Here is a 17,212-nt window from a genome sequence, read left to right on the forward strand (position 1 = left end):
CGGTGACCCCCCATGTCTGTGGGAGTTTCCCCACAATCGGAATGGATGGTATCTCAACCCCAGAAGGTGTGCAACTGATTTATCACCCGAAACCATCCACAATCAGATCGAGATCGGGGCACTGTCGCCTAGTCAGGATGTCGAGCACCTCGATTGCTGTATACTCTTTCCCGCGTTCTGTGCCGGTCACTTCCTCGATGAGACCAGCCGATTCGAGGTCGACACACTTCACGAGAAATTTTCGCGCCACGACCAGACACGTATCAATGTGCAATTATCATAATACTTAACTATAGTACGGTCGTGAGAAATATGATGGCAAACCACACACGGCGGACGTTTCTGACTGTCAGCGGGGCCACCATCGGTGGAATCTTCGCAGCGAGCTCAACCGTCGCTGCACAGGAGAGCACAGAGCGATTCATCGTGAAACTGCAGGGAGGCAGGGTACCGAACGCGGAGGTGCTGTATGACCTCTCGGAGATTGGCTACGCCGTCGTGAAGGGGAGCGAGTCGGCGCTGAAAGAAGACGGTGCAGTCGAGGGGCTCGCACCGGACATCTCATACGACGCGAGCGACCCGGCGGCTGAGTCGGTGACTCCCGATTCGGGGGCCGAAACGGTCGACGATACGTACTACCCCTACCAGTGGGACAAGCAGGCTCTCAACGCGCCGATGGCCCACGAGACGACGACGGGTGATGGATCGCGAATCGCCATCATCGACTCGGGGATCGACGCTTCGCACCCAGATCTCGAGGAGAATGTCAATCTCGAGCTCTCGAAGAACTTCACCAACGATGACCTTGGCGCGGGCGTCCCTGGAGGCGGAGATCATGGCACCCACGTCGCCGGTATCGCGGCTGCGTCAAACGACGGGTCAACCGGCGTCGTCGGTACCGCACCCGATGCCGAACTGGTGGACTTCCGGGTATTCTCGACGGCCGACGAGGACAGCGGGTCGTTCTCCTACGTCGTCGCGGCGATGCTCGAAGCAGCCCGGACGAACTGCGATGTCGCCAACCTCTCGTTGGGAGCATATCCCGTCTCACGGAAGGAACTCGGCAGTTTCTATGGCTCATTCCTCAACCAGGCGATGACCTACGTCAACAAGGAGGGAACGCTGCTGGTCATCTCCGCGGGCAATGACGGAGTGAACCTCCAGAACGACAACGGCCAGCAGGTCGACATCGATGGCGACGGCGAACTTGAGACGCTCGAAGGCGGCCACTGGATCAGTCTCCCCAATGAGGGCGCGCAGGCGCTGTCCGTGTCTGCAACTGGCCCGATTGGATTCGGTAGCGCGCTCGTTGGTGATGAATCACTGGAGGAACCACCAGAGACCCCGGCGTTCTACACGAACTACGGGACCAGCGCCGTCACACTCGGCGCTCCAGGTGGCAACGCCGACCTCTCCATGACTGACCCGATTAATGGTATCCCGGCGTACGCGTACGACCTCGTCTTCTCAACGCTCCCGGTCGTAGACGGTGAACCACAGTACGGCTGGAAGGCCGGCACGTCGATGGCCGCACCGAACGTCGCTGGTGCTGCTGCGCTCGTGAAAGCCACCAACCCCGACTACGACGCCAATAGGGTCGAAAGCGCGCTCAAACGAGCCGCCGATGTCCCGGAGGAGTTCGACAAGGAGTACTATGGCAGCGGCTTCCTGAACATCGTCGACGCGCTGTGAATCGCCTCGAGGGCAAGCCCGGGGGTATTCGACTCGACCACCTGTGAGGGGTGACCTACTGCTGCACCACAGTCACGTCTGTTCGCGGACATACGTAACCACTAAGACCAGGATTCGAGAGATGTCTGGAAGAAGCAGTATGTCCTGTTCTCACACAGCTGCGCCACTGGTGATATAGCAACGTCATAGCAGGGCGTATCGACCAGTAGCGCCCACGTCTGCTTGGTACTCCCCGACCTAGCAACCGTTTTTTGAAGACCGCTAGACAGCAGTCGAGGTGCGACAAAAATAGCTTGTCTGACGCACTAGTTGCGCATATTAGCAAACGAGAGGCTAATTTTTCAGCCTATTTTTAACCAATGTCGGATATTACCAGCGCGCGAAGAGAACAATCTTGTCTTATAGGGGTTTGCATAACTAGAATCATTCATGTTCTACTGAATGGATGTACAATTGTAATCATTCATTCTCCGATATGTTACTGCAGAACTACTTGCTAGCAATATTATATCGGCAGAATGGTGAGAAAGACGGAAATTCAAACTCAATAACTAGAATAATGTTCTGAGTGTAACAAATCAGATTTAGAATCTTACTGGATAATAAGGATGAGGTAACACCACTGCAGTTGGCGTGTTTTCGTGCCAGCAGTGTTCACTCAGATAACTGTCTGAAATCTATTACTAATCATACCCGGGTCTTCATGTCACCTATGGCTAACTAATGCTCCAAATTCAAAGCGCCCAGTCGCATGCAACCACCAGACGACTGGCAAAGACAGACAATAGCGATACTGTTGTCAACACTCATAGTCATCTCAACTGCAGCGACAGGAATCGCCCTGGCCGCCAGCGGTGTGGGAGCAGCGGTAGAGAGTGGGCAAACGCACGCAGACCCCACAACAACCGAGCAAGGAAACTATGTGGGGGTAGGATCCGGGACCTCCCAATCCACTGCGCCGATTAGTGGGAATGGAATAAACGATTTCTCACTTATCCAGCAAACGAGTGCTATCGGATTCGAGTCAACTACACTCGGTACGAATGTCAACAACCCGACTGACCTCCAGTTCGGTCCCGACGGACGCCTCTACGTCGCCCAGCAGAGGGGCGTGATCAAGGCGTTCGAAATCGAGCGACAGGGTCCAGAGGACTACGTCGTGACGAGTACGGAGACGATCACCGCGATCAACAACCTCCAGAACCACAACGACGACGGTTCCACCAACGGCGTCCCCGGTGACAGGCAGGTCACGGGAATGCTCGTCACGGGCACAGCGGACGACGTGGTGCTCTACGTGACGTCGAGCGACCCCCGCAGTCGGTCGAGTCCCGTCTCGGACCGCTCTGACGCGCTGGACACCAACTCCGGGGTCCTGTCGAAGCTCACCCAGGACGGTAACTCGTGGAACCATATCGCACTCGTCCGCGGCCTGCCGCGGTCGACTGAGAAACACTCCACAAACGACCTGATACTGGATGAGGAGACGGGCAACCTGTTGATCTCTCAGGGTGGCAACTCGGGATCCGGCGCCCCGAACGACGAGTTCACCTTCACCCCCGAGTACGCCTACTCGGCGGCGATTCTCAGCGTCGACGTGGACGCGGTCGAGGGGATGTCTACCAAGACCGACACGGGGAACGTCCCCTACAAGCACGACCTCCCAACGCTGAATCCGAGCGTTTCTCAGGCGCCCGACAGTACTCCGTTCGGTGGTATGGGTGGCCAGAACATGGCCGTCTGGGAGAGCAACAGCCCGGTTCAGGTGTACGCGACCGGCCTTCGCAACTCCTACGACATCACTCAAACCGAAGACGGCACTCTGTACGCGACCGATAACGGCGTCGGTGGCGGCTGGGGCGCGCCGCCGGTGAATGAGGGTACCAACAGCTGCCTGAACGAACCAGTCAGTGAGGGCAACCCAGAGGATGAGGATCAGATCCACCTGATCGAGGAGGATGGCTACTACGGCCACCCGAACCCAACCCGCGGTAACCCCGACGGCGCCGGCCTCTACGAAGCCGAGTCTGACGGGGCGCAAATCGGATCGGACGATATTCTCTCCGGTGCGGTTCCCTCGGCGAACCCAATCGAGTGTGACTACCAGGAGCCTGGTTCGGAGGACGGCGCGGTCGAGACGTTCGGCATGTCCACGAACGGTATCCACGAATACACCGCGTCGAACTTCGACGGCGCGATGCAGGGCGACCTGCTTGCGGCTGGACTGAGCGGACCGATATTCCGCGTCCAGTTGAACAGTGACGGCACCTCGGCAACGGATACCAGCGAGATCTTCACGAACAATGCTGGTCCGCTGGACATCGAGGCACAGGGCGACGAGGATCAGTATCCCGGAACGGTATGGGTCGCTGATATCTACGGGAGCAGCATCAACATCTATGAACCAAACGATTACGACGGCAGCGGTGCGGTCTGTGACCCGAGCGACCCGAGCGGCGACGCCGACGGGGACGGGTTCACGAACGGTGACGAACAGGCAGTCGGAACCGACCCATGTTCGTCGGCAAGCCAGCCTGGTGACTGGGACGAAGATGGGAACCCGAACGCGTTAGACGACGATGACGACAACGACGGTCAGCCCGATACGTCCGACCCGTTCGCGCTTGACCCGGATAACGGTGCCACGACGCAGGTTGTCACCGACTGTCCGGCTGACCCAGAGGACTCGGCCGAGACGTGCCTGACCTTCTCCGGCGAGAGCTTGGACAGGACCAGCCTGTTCGGACTCGGGTTCACGGGTCTAATGACGAATGGACAGGACGACTACGCTGATCTGTACGATCGAAGTAAGATCCAAGCAGGCGGTGCAGCCGACATCTTCGGTATCGAAGAGGTCACCGGCGACGGCAGTGCCTTTGGCAGTGACGATGACCAGCGTCAGGGGTTCCAGTTCGGGATGGCACCTCCCGACGAGCCGTTCGTGGTCCATGGTGAAATCACGAACGGGTTCAACGGTGAGGTCCCGCCGGAATACTGGAACTACGGCATCTTCCTTGGCACCGGTACCCAGGCTGACTACACGAAGTTGGTCATCGGGTCGAACGGTGGGAACGGTGGCGAAATCGAGTACGCTGTCGAGGAAAGTAACTCGGCATCCAACACCCAGCTTCCGGAAGACGGTGTCATCGGCGGTACGGTCGACCTCTACATCACCGTCGACCCGACCACCGATCCCGTCACGGTCACGTACGAGTACGCTATCGACGGCGGGGAACGAATCGAGGTGGGGACCGAAACGATTCCCTCCTCGTGGGTGAGCGGAGACTCGATGGCGGTTGGGGTCATCCCAACGGCCACGGGCGCTTCGGGCACCTACTCTGCGAACTACAACGAACTTGAGGTCGAACTCGTCGCGGAGTCCAGCGCTAGCGACCCCGAGGCAAGCGTCGCCATCACCCCGAACAGTGGGGTCGACGCGAGCACGTTCAGTAACGACGGGTTCCAGATCGAGAACACTGGCGACGTCGACATCACGTCCATCTCGATCGACACGGAGACGACGATTCTGCCGGATCTCGTCTACGACCCTGCGGGGACTGCCGGCGACGGCGGTGACAAAAGCTTCGAGCTCGGCTCCGAATCGGACGACGTCGGTGTCGTCTCGACGGCCGACGCCGACCTGTTCGACGAGCCGAAGAACGGCCAGAACAGCGAGGACGGCTACCAGCGTCTGACCGTCGGGTTCACCGACTTCCAGCCCGGCGAGACGCTCCTGTTCGGCTCCGACGGGGACCCGACGTCCATCAAGGGAAGTGGCGATGCACAGCAGACCGAGGCCGGCCCAGTCTCCGGCGCGGAGCTGGCAGGCGCGACCATCACGGTTCAGTTCGCGGACGGTACGACCGAGACGATTCGGACGTTCGGCGATGGCAGTGCCGGCGGCTCGACGGTCGTCACCAGCGCCGACCAGTCGACCGCACCGACGCTCGACGTTCAGAACGTTCAGCTCGATTCGAACGCGCTCGACGCCCGCCACAGCGCAGCGACGGTCTCTGAGACGAGCCAGACGCTCACCCTCAGCGGACCCGCAGGCGCGACGGTTCAGGTCATGCAGGCGAACACCGAGCTGAATCTGGTGGACGTACCCGAGTACGACGGGACGCCCGGCTACAACGTCGAGCCCTACGAGGGCAACAACTTCGTTGACGTCACCTACCACACGGTGACGCTCGGCTCGGACGGCATCGGGACGGTCGACGTGACGGTGCCCGACGCCGACGACCAGCAGGCCTACTTCATGGCCGCAATCGAGAATGACGACGGCACGATGGGAGCTCCCTCGAACGTCGTCGTCCTCGAACAGGGCCAACCCGACGACGGAAGCGGCGACACGCCGACCGACGGCGAAGCCATCTACCGCGTCAACGTCGGTGGTTCGGAACTAGCGGCTATCGACAGTGGCGCTGCCTGGGAGTCGGACACGAACAACGACCCATCCCAGTACCGCACCAGCGCGGGATCGGACGAAAGCCAAGAGAGCGGTCCTGACGGCGACACGGTGACGCTGCAGAGCGTCGTCCCGGACAGCACGCCTCAGGACCTCTATCAGTCGACCCGGTATGACCCGGCCGATGGTTCGGAGATGCAGTGGGCCTTCCCGGTCCAGTCCGGCGAGACCTACGAGATTCGCGTATACGTCGCAGAGACGTACATCGATAGCACGTACACGGACGAACCGCGCGAATACGATGTCACCGTCGAGGGCCAGACGGTCCTTGACAACTACGACATGTATCAGGAACTCGGCCACGATGTCGGGTCGGTGAAGACCTTCGAGGTCACGCCAACTGACGGCACGCTGAACCTCGAGTTCCTCCACGAATCTGAGAACCCGATGATCGCGGGGCTCGAAGTCGTGCAACTGAGTGACGGCGGCGGTAACACGGCGCCAACGATCGATCCGATTAGCGACCAGACGGTCACCGAGGGTGACTCGACGACGGTTCCGGCCACTACGTCGGATGACGACGGCGACACGGTGTCGCTGTCGCTCGGTCAGTCGCCGGATTTCGTCAGCCTCTCGAACGGCGAACTGACGATCGCCCCGCAGTCGGGCGATGCCGCGAATTCGCCGTACACGGTCGAAGTCATCGCTGACGATGGCACCGACCAGACTACCGAAACGTTCCAGGTCACTGTGGAGTCCAGTGACGGTGGCACGGCCGATGGCGAGGTCGTCTACCGCGTCAACGTCGGTGGACCGGAGCTATCGGGGTCGCCAGTGTGGGCACAGGACGAGGACGGCTCCCCGAGCCAACACCTCGTGACGACCGATACGTCTTTCTCGGACTTCGGCGGTGCGGTCGACGAGAAAGCGTCCAACGTGCCTCAGGACGTCCCGCTCGACGTCTACAACTCCGCGCGGTACATCAACACCGATAACCAGCAGACCTCACAGTCGATGGACTGGGAGTTCAACACCCAGCAGGGGGCGACCTACGAGGTCCGCCTCTACTTCGCCGAGCCCTACTTCGGCGGGTCCGGTCCAGCCCAAGAGGGCGCTCGGCAGTTCCACGTCGACATCGAGGGCGAGCGCAAACTCGAGAACTACGACATCTACGCTGATGTCGGCTTCGGTACCGGCACGATGAAGACGTTCACCGTTACGTCCGACGGGACGCTCAACGTCAACCTCGTCGACGGAGCGGCGAACAACCCCATCGTGAGCGGCATTGAGGTTGTGCAGTTGGGTGATGGCGGCGGGAACACGGCGCCAGCGATCGACGCAATCAGCGACCAGACGGTCACCGAGGGTGACTCGACGACAGTCTCGGTCACTACGTCGGACGATGACGGCGACGCGGTGTCGCTGTCGCTCGGTCAGTCGCCGGAGTTCGTCAGCCTCTCGAACGGCGAACTGACGATCGCCCCGCAGTCGGGCGATGCCGCGAATTCGCCGTACACGGTCGAAGTCATCGCCGATGATGGCACTGACCAGACCACCGAAACGTTCGAAGTCGCCGTTGAAGTACCGGCAGGTACTACGCCTGAGGCATCGGTTTCGATCACCCCGAACAGCGGGGTCGATGCAACCACCTGGGACAACAACGCCTACCAAATCGAGAACACCGGTGACGTCGAGATTACGTCGATTTCGATCGACACGGACACGACGATCCTACCCGACCTCGTCTACGATCCGTACGGTACGGCTGGTGACGGTGGCGACAAGAGCTTCCAGGCCGGCTCCGGGTCGGACGACGTCGGTGTCGTATCGACGGCCGACGCCGACCTGTTCGACAAGCCGAAGAACGATGCCAACGGCGACGATGGCTTCCAGCGGCTCACCTTGGAGTTCACCGACTTCCAGTCCGGCGAGACGCTGACGTTCGGCTCGGACGGCGACCCGACGTCCATCAAGGGCGCGGAGAACGACGTCCAGAGCACACTCGCCGGTCCCGTCTCGGGTGCTGAACTCGCGGGCGCGACCATCACGGTCGAGTTCGCGGACGGTACCACCCAGACCGTTCGGACGTTCGGCGATGGCAGTGCCGGCGGCTCGACGGTCGTCACCAGCGCCGACCAGTCGACCGCACCGACGCTCGATGTCGAGGGCGTCTCGCTTGATTCGAGCGCACTCGACGCTCGCCACAGCGCCGCCACGGTCAGCGACACCGAACAGACGCTCACCGTCACTGGTCGCGACAACACGGCAGTCCTGGTGATGCAGGCGAACACCGAACTGAACCTCGAAGGCGTACCCGAGTACGACGGGACGCCCGGCTACAACGTCGAGCCCTACGAGGGCAACAACTTCGTCGACGTCACGTACTACTCGGTGTCGCTCGGCTCGGACGGCATCGGGACGGTCGACGTGACGGTGCCCGACGCCGACGACCAGCAGGCCTACTTCATGGCCATTGAGAACGACGACGGGTCGACGAGTGCGCCTTCGAACGTCGTCGTCCTCGAACAGGGCCAACCCGACGACAGCGGCCCCGGTCCGATTGGCGAGTTCGCAAACGCCCCGGCCGACCCCGACGGTGACGGCCTCTACGAGGACGTCAACGGCGACGGCTCGGTGGACGTTGGCGACGCACAGGCACTATTCGCGAACAACGACGACCCGGTCGTCCAGAACAACGTCGACGCGTTCGACTTCAACGGTGACGGCTCGGTAGACGTTGGTGACGCGCAAGCGCTGTTCGCGAGCATTGGGGGGACCTGATCAGTCTCCACGTTATCCCGGATCGGGTGGGTGTCACTCCAGAGGACCACCCCGCCGTCCCGACCTGGGCGACCGCTGCACGTCACGCAGTGACTCTGACACAAACGAACAACACACAATCCAAACCACAGCAATGACACAAACACATCGAAAAGCGCGTCAGGTACTAGCGCTGATGCTGGCGGTCACGGTTATCCTATCGACGACCACCGGGTTCGTCGCCGCCGCGACATCGACTGACCTGACGGCTACAATAGCTGGAGACAGCACCGTCGCTCCCGGTCAGACAGCGACAGTCGAGATCGCGGTCACAGACGTCGATGGCGGCGTCGGTGCTGCGGACTTCGGCGTTGAATTGAGCTCCCCTGGCGTCGCCACAATCACGGACGTTTCAGTGGAGAATGCCGGAAGCTCGAACAATGAGGTTGCCAGTGACGGTCAGTCGGCCAATCTGCAGTATGCCTTCGCCGATACCACCGATACCGGTAGTATCGTTATCGCAGAGGTGACCGTGCAGGCTACTGCCGAGGGGACGACCGACATCGAAATCGGTTCGAGCAGCAACACCGGTAACCTCGTCGTCTACGACGAGAATGGGGCAGGCTACACAGTCGACTCCGTCGGAAGTGCGACATTGACGGTTGAAAATGTCAATCAGCCCCCCACCGCAGACGCGGGCGACGACCAGACTGTCGGCGCAGGCGATACCGTGAGCCTCGACGGCTCCGAATCGACGGATCCGAACCCGGAAGACACGCTCGACTACGAGTGGTCCCAGGTTGGCAATGGGCCGCAGGTGACACTGAGCGACAACATGGTCGACAATCCCACGTTCACCGCCCCAGACGTTACGTCTGCGACCACGCTGACGTTCGAGCTTCTCGTCACGGACGATGACGGGGACGCGTCGACCGACACGGTCGAAGTGACGGTCCAGCCGCCGGACGCAGCGTTCTACGAACTGTCGAACCTGCAGGCACCCGGAAGTGCCACGCAGGGTGATAACATCGACATCTCTATCGATGTCGAGAACACTGGCGGTCAGACAGCCACGAAGAACGTCGAGTTCCGTGTCGACACGGACGATGACGGCTCGATTGCAGATGAGAGCGCGCTCACTTCCGAGAGCGTCCAGCTTGGGCCCGGTGCCTCGACTACTGTCAGCTTCGACGATGTCGACACGAGCGGGCTTCCGACAGGCACGCTCACGCACGGTGTCGTGACGGCTGACGACAGCGCGGTTGCACAGATTACAATCGAAGAGCCACCAGAACAGCCGACCAAGGCAACGACGGTGAGCTTCCAGCCCACCGACGCGTCGACCGCAGTTGGCGTCTCCACCACGTACCAAGTCGTGGTTGACAGCGCCCAAGGTGGCGTCGGTGCTGGCGAGTTCCGTATTGCTGTCGATGACTCTGCAATCGCGCAGATCACCGATGTGAACGTCCTCGGAAGCGGGTCGACCAGCACAGAACTCGCGAGTGATGGGTCCTGGGTAGATGTCGACTACGCATTCCGGGACACCCCAGAGACGGGGAGCGTTGTATTTGCGGAGGTGACCGTTGAAGCTACCAGTGCCGGAACGACCAGTCTCGGCATTGAACCAGCCGCTGGAAACAGTGATGTGCTCCTGTTCGATGAGGAAGGGGCCGGATACACTGTGACCGGTACTAGCGGGTCGAACCTGGAGGTAGTGGCGGTGGAGTTCCTCGTCGACAACATTGATGCTCCCGAGAAAGCAGCTGTTGGGAGCACAATCAGTGTCAACGGTCAGGTGACGAACGACGGAAGTGTCGAGAGTACCCAGCCTGTCGAACTGTACCTCGACACGAACGGAGACGAGATCCTCGAACTCGTCGAGACGAAGCAGGTGACCATCGATGCTGGGGAGACAGTCACCGTTTCGTTCGACGTCGACGTGCCCGCTAATGCTCCGTTCGGCGACCACGAGTACGGCATCGTGACATCCGTCAACTCGGCGACCGGATCCATCGAGTTCACCCCCCCAGCCGTCAGCGAGAATCAGCCTCTACCCGGCGACCTCGACGGTGACGGTCTATTCGAGGACGTGAATGGTGATGGTCAGGCAAACGTCGGTGACGCACAGTCGCTCTTCAGTAATCGCGACGATGCCGCCGTCCAGCAGTACGTAGCACAGTACGACTTCAACGACGACGGTGTCGTGAACGTCGGTGACGCACAGGCACTGTTCTCCCTCATCACAGGGAGCGATGACAGCTAACGACAACATATTCGACAATCCATGAAACCAAATCCAATGAGGAAGTATCTGAAAGGGGGAAGCATCACGCTCATCGCGGCGATGCTCGTCCTCTCATCGATGATCGCTGGCGGCGTCCTCGCTGCCGGTGGAACAACGGTTAGTATCACCCCTGCAACAGAATCGGTAGATGTGGGCGATTCGACGACGGTTCAAGTCGTTGTCGACAATGCGAATGGAGGCGTCGGCGCCGCCGAAGTCGGACTCGCAATTGGTGATTCGAGTGTGGCCACAATTACTGACGTGTCTGTCCTTGGATCGGGAAGCGAAGTCGTTGATATCGCAGCAGACGGGTCGTCTGCTGACGTTGAGTACGCCTTCCGGGACACTGCCGCCTCCGGTACGGTCCCAATAATCGAAGTCACCGTTACCGGCGAAGCGGACGGTGAGACGGAGCTCTCACTCGAAGCCGCTGCCGGAAACGATGGCGTCCTAGTGTTCGACGAGAATGGGATGGGCTACGATGTCACCAGTACGAGTGGCACCACCCTAACGGTCGGCGAAGGCCCATCTGACGAAACGCCAACCGAAGAGCCAACTGAGGAACCCACTGAAGAACCAACCGAGGAACCAACAACCGAGGAACCAACAACCGAGGAACCAACGACCGAAGAGCCAACTGAGGAACCCACTGAAGAGCCCACCGAAGAACCCACTGAAGAACCAACCGAGGAACCAACAACCGAGGAACCAACAACCGAGGAACCAACGACCGAAGAGCCAACGACTGAGGAACCGACCGAAGAGCCAACGACTGAAGAGCCAACGACCGAGGAACCAACGACTGAGGAACCAACGACTGAGGAACCGACCGAGGAACCAACGACTGAGGAACCGACCGAAGAGCCAACGACTGAAGAGCCAACGACCGAGGAACCAACGACCGAGGAACCAACGACCGAGGAACCAACGACTGAGGAACCAACGACTGAGGAACCGACCGAGGAACCGGCTGAATACCCCGAGAGCGAGGACACCTACTACCAGGTCGACTTTGTTGTCGGCGAGCCCAAGAGTCAGGTCGGCCCTGACGCAGGGTTCTACAGCGACGACGAGCGACTCATCAGGTTCGCTCACGGCGTCAACGGTGAACAGACCAGCAGTGGATCCGTTCCATCACTCGGAGCGGACGCAGCCGCGTGTCTTGACGCTGAGTACATCACGACCGACGGCGACACCGCTAGCGTCTCGTTCACCGTCGAAGAGGGCTGTGAACTCACGTTGAGTCTCGTGAGCTACGAGAAGCCTGGTGCAGGCTTCGACCGAAGTGTCACTCAGGAGATGGTCGATGCATCGACCAGCACCTTCGGTCCAGGTGAGTACACGCTCACCGTTGACGTGCCGACATCGGACGACGATACGGCCTAGTCAGACGCATCCGAGACAGACGCAGTCGAGTCTGCGTCACGTCTCGCACCTTCCACCTCGCTAGATGGACCGTCACAAGCCGAAATGGCGGCTCCAACGAGCTTTTTTAATTGCACGTAGGCGCTTCGCCCCAGTCCAACGAGCGAGCGCAGCGAGGAGAGCGAGGACACAGCACCGTCCTCAATAATGTTCACCCACTGCTCGTATGCGGCCGTGGATATTGACAGCGGTTTCGGTACTGCTGGCGCTCCCCACGTCGTAGTTGCGTTAGAAATCTTTCACACGCCGGACGGTCCTCTTTCCCCATTTCCAGTTGACTTCAGTCGAATAGAGATCGGCAATTACACGTCATACGGCGTTGTCATCCTCCCGCGCCCAAAGTCGCAAGTATTAGCCTAGCAATCGCTATAATTGCCATTATGGCCTGTTGATAGGAACTGCCACACTGCCGCCAGCCCATCTGTCTGTTTCTGAAGAACAAACTTTCATTATAGATTATATTATATTTAGATTAGTAATGCTATTCAGTAACTATCTGTCTGAACCTCCTATCGTTAGTATTACCAACCTTTTCTGTCTGGGTAGGTACTCGCCTGCAATACACTAACCGCCCCAATAATGTAGACCAACCAGAATTTATACATTTCATGGCGTTGTTCGCGTGGCATGGGGGGATACGACCCGAATGAGCTGTCGAAAAGCGCTGCGTACACTATACTTGCCGATGACCGTCGGCGAATTCTCGTCGGGATACTGCTGGAGGATCAGGGCGAATGGGAAGTAGCAGAACTGACGGCAGAATATGTCGCTCGTACGCGCGACACAGCAGTTGATCGCCTCACGGACGAGATGACACGAAGGGGAAGAATCGAACTCGAACACGTTCACCTTCCCCGGCTCAACGATCATGGCGTGATCTCATACTCCCACCGGCAACCCCTCATCGTCACTGAGAACTCGATTGCAGATTTAGAGCCCTTAGTTTGACGTCCTCCCCACGCTGAAGCGCGAGGATTTCCGACCGCACCGCAGTGTGGGAATATTAGGGTCTACGCCGCACGCACTTCTCGCGGGGCGAACGCCCCGCTCTCACGGTCGAAGTGGTACACCGAAGGCTGCGTCAACCAGCCGGTACTCCTATCCTCGCCACGAGGACTCGGAGGTACTTGCTCCAGTTCATGGCGGATATTCTCCGCCCGTCCACATCAGCGTTCGAGACGACACCACACGCGTCACACACGCACAACCCACGCTCGACACCATTCGCCTTCCGCGCTCGGCCAGAACACGCTCATGACCTGGATATGCCGCGCTCAACGACCTTCGTGACCGAGATGCCTGCCATCTCCGCTTTGTACGTGAGAAACCGCGTGACCCCGAGGTTGTGAACTCTTTAGGAGCACCTACGGCGAGAGGGTAATCGTACGGTCCATCGAAATCGTGACATCGTAGCCGCAGTAGCGGAACGTCACACTCCCCTCTAGTAACGGAGCACCCCGAGGGCATCGAAAGAGGCGATTGAGAGCGTCTGGATTGAGAACGTCATACAGGAGTACTGGAAGTCGATGAGGTTCACAGCCTTCTGCGGTCGCTATCACGCGCACGACAGCACAAATAGCTGACTCCCCGTCTCGAATTTCGTCTTCGTGTTCAGCACGCGGTAGCGCGAAGCCTCGGTCCTCAAGCGCGAGCGAAGCGAGCGGTAGGGCCGAGAGGAAGCGCGTTCGACTAGCCTTAATACAGGCCCGTGACGTACCCTGTCGTACTGCCGTCCTCGCACACGCCGGGGTCGCGAGGAGCCACCAGTAGACTGGCTCCTGTGGTGCGATTTCAACGCACCCTGCACTCGGGAACGACGACCGCGAGCGGGTTCGACTCCCGCCCCTCGCTTAAGGGCAGAGCGCGAGGACACCGAGAATTATATCGGCGGGACAATCCATGCGGACGTTCAAAGGCGGGCCTGAAATCCCCCGCCCGAAGCGTGGACGGTAAGAGGAAACCGGGCCGCGCCCACGCATGGGGTCGCGGGACACACAATGTCGTTGCGGCAAAAGCCCCGTCCTCAAGGAGTGACTGACTGCCGCAAGGCGGGAGGGAGCGAGTAGGGCGGGGTAGTTTACGCGATACCTGGTGATTTATACATGAGCATATCCCATTTGAATGGCGAATGTAGTTCTTGTATGAGAGAATAAAAAGGAAAACCGTGCAATGTGAGCAACGACGGCGGTATGCGCACAAGAGCGGTGAACTTCATCACAGTAGAGAGAACCAGAAGATTGCTGAGACTCGCAGAATCTGTTCCCTTACCTCACCGCTGAATCCTGAACTTCTTAGTTCAGTGATTAATTCCGTTTTCTTACTGTCTAATTAGATTAGAAAAATTCAATATCACTTCCGATAAGTATGATCTGTATGTCCGACAACAAGGTTACAGCGTTCCTCGGCAAGAATCCCAAGATGACCGGCGTCCTGTTCACGATTCTCCTCATCCTCAGTACTGGTGAGGCTTCTGCAGCCTTTGGAAACACGATTGCGGGCCCGTAACGCGTCACATTACCTGAACGAGGATGACGCGGAGACATGCGAGTCACCTCGACTTGGAGGCCAGCGAGACGTCAGCGGCCCCGTGTGTTCACTCGACGGAATAGCTGGCTACATCGCGCTCTGAGGATTCCTCGCGCGTCAGCGCGGGGAAGATGTCAATATTGGGGCGTCGTCGACTTCGTAGCGTGTTCCGCGTCCTCGACTGTCACTGACGCACACGAGCTGATGGTGAAGACGAGTCCGCGGAAGTTGAATGACACAGTACCATCGAGAGGAGTGTCGTCCGCGCGAGCCCCAAAGAGTGCGTCAAGCGCGTCTGGATCCACTACGTCGTACAACCGAGGACCATCGGCTCCGAATAGTCGACTCCACTCTTCCATCAATGCCTCACCCGGCGTTTCCTGCCTGCTGCGGTCCGTCACTTGGGTCTGCTGTTGTGCGCTCATGGATGTTCTTCCTCCCTACGCGTGATTGAGGACCACTATCACATATAGTTTTGTGTGACATTCTTTTGGAATTGATGTAAGCACGCAAGAAACGATACTTGAGTGACACGGCGGAACAGCGGCTTCCGACGACTAGAATTGTGGGCACCCCTATCTCCGTTCCCCCGGGAGTAGGAACAACCGTTCTGGGACATTTATTCAGCTTTCCAAGTCTGTATCGACATCTGAACCTAGTGAAGCCACACGACTTCGCGGGTCGGGCTAGAGATTTTGCATGGGGACTCCCCGTTCGCCAGCATCATTCACACGATAAGAAATATACTCTACTCCATTATATAAAACGAGAAATTCTTGCAGTAATGATTATATTGATTGCTACAATAACCTCTGCCATGCAAGTCAGTACTGAAACACTGCTTACAGATCTTAGCCGGCTCGAAGAGTCGCTCGGTCGAACCCCGACTGCGAACGATGTGATTCGAGACAGCGACCATTCGGTGAATACCTACTACAAACGATTCGGCCACCAGTGGAGTGCTGTCGTCCGTTCATACGAGGACTGGAAAGAGTCTGGTGAGCTTCCTCCGGAACCAGAGCCGTTCGACTGGCGCTCACTCCATGGGAATGAATCGACTCACATCCGTTGATGGCCCTATCAGATATGTCGACTGTTGGCCGACTCTACAGGCGGCCCAGGCCGAGTGCCTCGGGCCACACCATCATCCCAACTGGGATCGGGATTTGTCCGCGTTTACGCGGGGAGGATATCAAGCGTCAAGTCGTTCAAAGTTCTCCCATGGGCGAAGAAGGATCCATGATGTCGCATTCGAGACGTTGAGTGCAGACCCACATCCTCTGGCGCGCGGGGGAGTCAACGCTCTGATGCACCTCCCTGTGGGGAACCCCCAAGTAGTGTCTCTGTGTTATAACCACTACGGAGAGTTATAATATCCGAAGAATTATCTATTTTCGCATATATGATTGCATGATCGACTACTATGGGGGAGAAAACGGGATGCAGCGAATGCGGGCAGTTGCGTGGCAGTAGCGATGTTGCGAGCGCGCTTCAGACGCTCAAACGAAACGGATCGACACTCCTGGTGACGGGTGCAGTCAGTGATACCGTTCGCGCAGCTGTGACGCGCAATCTCATGGGCCATCCCGAAGAGAATCGCCGCCGCATTCTCGCATTGATCGATGCGGAGCGGAGCCAACCAGCCGATTATCTCCCAGCAGGCATTGCGACTGAGGACGACGAAACCGAAGTCTTGGACTTTCGGTCGGATATTCGGGCTGCAACTCAGGTTCAGTCGGCGTCCTCTACGGCTCGTCCTCCGCGACGATCGACGGAAGTGATTCGAGCGCATCTCCTAGACGCTATCACGCGAGCTCGGTATGAAGAATCATTAGCACCAGGGGAACTTCGCGTGGGAGTGGTCTCGCTCGGGCCTCTGCTCGATGAAGAATCACTCACAGATGTCCTGGACTTCGTGCGATTATTAGGAAACGAGATTCGCCGCCTGAACGGGATGGGTCACTTCCACCTTCCGAGCGAGGACAGTGAGCTCATTTCGACCCTCATGAGCAGTATCGATGCTCGCATCGAACTCTGCTCACCTGACCGTACCGCGCCGATACACCGCTTTCACCTCTCGGTTATCGGTGAAACGACACCCTGGATGAGGCTCTGAG

At 58.8% G+C, this 17,212-nt stretch carries 11 protein-coding genes; 8 read left to right on the plus strand and 3 right to left on the minus strand.

What is annotated here, in order from left to right; translation table 11 throughout:
- Positions 1-82: 82 nt before the first annotated feature.
- A complete protein-coding gene (locus MX571_RS14495; protein ID WP_247418021.1) occupies positions 83-232 on the minus strand; it encodes a hypothetical protein in 150 nt (49 codons plus the stop codon).
- Positions 233-315: 83 nt separating this feature from the next.
- Here MX571_RS14495 and MX571_RS14500 point away from each other — a divergent pair, with 83 nt between their 5' ends.
- The 5 genes from MX571_RS14500 (at position 316) to MX571_RS14520 (ending at position 13,517) form a co-directional block, all read left to right on the plus strand.
- Entirely contained in the window at positions 316-1,692 is a 1,377-nt protein-coding gene (locus MX571_RS14500; RefSeq protein ID WP_247418022.1) for a S8 family serine peptidase, read from the plus strand.
- A gap of 1,111 nt (positions 1,693-2,803) precedes the next feature.
- A complete protein-coding gene (locus tag MX571_RS22755; RefSeq protein ID WP_247418024.1) occupies positions 2,804-8,881 on the plus strand; it encodes a malectin domain-containing carbohydrate-binding protein in 6,078 nt (2,025 codons plus the stop codon).
- 175 nt (positions 8,882-9,056) lie between these two features.
- Positions 9,057-11,123, plus strand: coding sequence for a PKD domain-containing protein (locus MX571_RS14510; protein WP_247418025.1), 2,067 nt, complete (start codon positions 9,057-9,059; stop codon positions 11,121-11,123).
- 36 nt (positions 11,124-11,159) lie between these two features.
- Positions 11,160-12,530, plus strand: coding sequence for a hypothetical protein (locus tag MX571_RS14515; protein WP_247418027.1), 1,371 nt, complete (start codon positions 11,160-11,162; stop codon positions 12,528-12,530).
- 666 nt (positions 12,531-13,196) lie between these two features.
- Positions 13,197-13,517, plus strand: a complete 321-nt coding sequence (locus MX571_RS14520; RefSeq protein WP_247418028.1) for a DUF7344 domain-containing protein — start codon at positions 13,197-13,199, stop codon at positions 13,515-13,517.
- A gap of 416 nt (positions 13,518-13,933) precedes the next feature.
- Here MX571_RS14520 and MX571_RS22765 read toward each other — a convergent pair whose 3' ends face one another.
- Positions 13,934-14,359 (minus strand): HalOD1 output domain-containing protein, encoded by a 426-nt coding sequence (locus tag MX571_RS22765; RefSeq protein ID WP_368409058.1) that lies wholly within the window; start codon positions 14,357-14,359, stop codon positions 13,934-13,936.
- Between the two features lie 583 nt (positions 14,360-14,942).
- Between MX571_RS22765 and MX571_RS22490 the strand changes: the two genes are divergently transcribed.
- A complete protein-coding gene (locus tag MX571_RS22490; protein ID WP_282594495.1) occupies positions 14,943-15,074 on the plus strand; it encodes a DUF7503 family protein in 132 nt (43 codons plus the stop codon).
- A gap of 155 nt (positions 15,075-15,229) precedes the next feature.
- On the opposite strand, the gene MX571_RS22770 is transcribed toward MX571_RS22490, so the two are convergent.
- Positions 15,230-15,520, minus strand: coding sequence for a HalOD1 output domain-containing protein (locus tag MX571_RS22770; protein ID WP_368409030.1), 291 nt, complete (start codon positions 15,518-15,520; stop codon positions 15,230-15,232).
- A 392-nt stretch (positions 15,521-15,912) separates the two neighbouring features.
- Between MX571_RS22770 and MX571_RS22775 the strand changes: the two genes are divergently transcribed.
- Together MX571_RS22775 and MX571_RS22920 are read left to right on the plus strand one after the other, a co-directional pair.
- Positions 15,913-16,167 (plus strand): homing endonuclease associated repeat-containing protein, encoded by a 255-nt coding sequence (locus MX571_RS22775; RefSeq protein WP_368409031.1) that lies wholly within the window; start codon positions 15,913-15,915, stop codon positions 16,165-16,167.
- A 351-nt stretch (positions 16,168-16,518) separates the two neighbouring features.
- Positions 16,519-17,211 (plus strand): DUF7504 family protein, encoded by a 693-nt coding sequence (locus MX571_RS22920; protein ID WP_438267234.1) that lies wholly within the window; start codon positions 16,519-16,521, stop codon positions 17,209-17,211.
- Position 17,212 lies beyond the last annotated feature (1 nt).

This window comes from Halomarina salina, from assembly GCF_023074835.1.
GTDB classification, from domain to species: domain Archaea; phylum Halobacteriota; class Halobacteria; order Halobacteriales; family Haloarculaceae; genus Halomarina; species Halomarina salina.

Coding starts and splice junctions, on each gene's coding strand:
- MX571_RS14510 (WP_247418025.1), top strand. CDS start 9,057: ATGCTGGCGGTCACGGTTATCCTATCGACGACCACCGGGTTCGTCGCC.
- MX571_RS22770 (WP_368409030.1), bottom strand. CDS start 15,520: ATGAGCGCACAACAGCAGACCCAAGTGACGGACCGCAGCAGGCAGGAA.
- MX571_RS14515 (WP_247418027.1), top strand. CDS start 11,160: ATGAGGAAGTATCTGAAAGGGGGAAGCATCACGCTCATCGCGGCGATG.
- MX571_RS22920 (WP_438267234.1), top strand. CDS start 16,519: ATGGGGGAGAAAACGGGATGCAGCGAATGCGGGCAGTTGCGTGGCAGT.
- MX571_RS14520 (WP_247418028.1), top strand. CDS start 13,197: ATGGGGGGATACGACCCGAATGAGCTGTCGAAAAGCGCTGCGTACACT.
- MX571_RS14500 (WP_247418022.1), top strand. CDS start 316: ATGGCAAACCACACACGGCGGACGTTTCTGACTGTCAGCGGGGCCACC.
- MX571_RS22490 (WP_282594495.1), top strand. CDS start 14,943: ATGTCCGACAACAAGGTTACAGCGTTCCTCGGCAAGAATCCCAAGATG.
- MX571_RS22775 (WP_368409031.1), top strand. CDS start 15,913: ATGCAAGTCAGTACTGAAACACTGCTTACAGATCTTAGCCGGCTCGAA.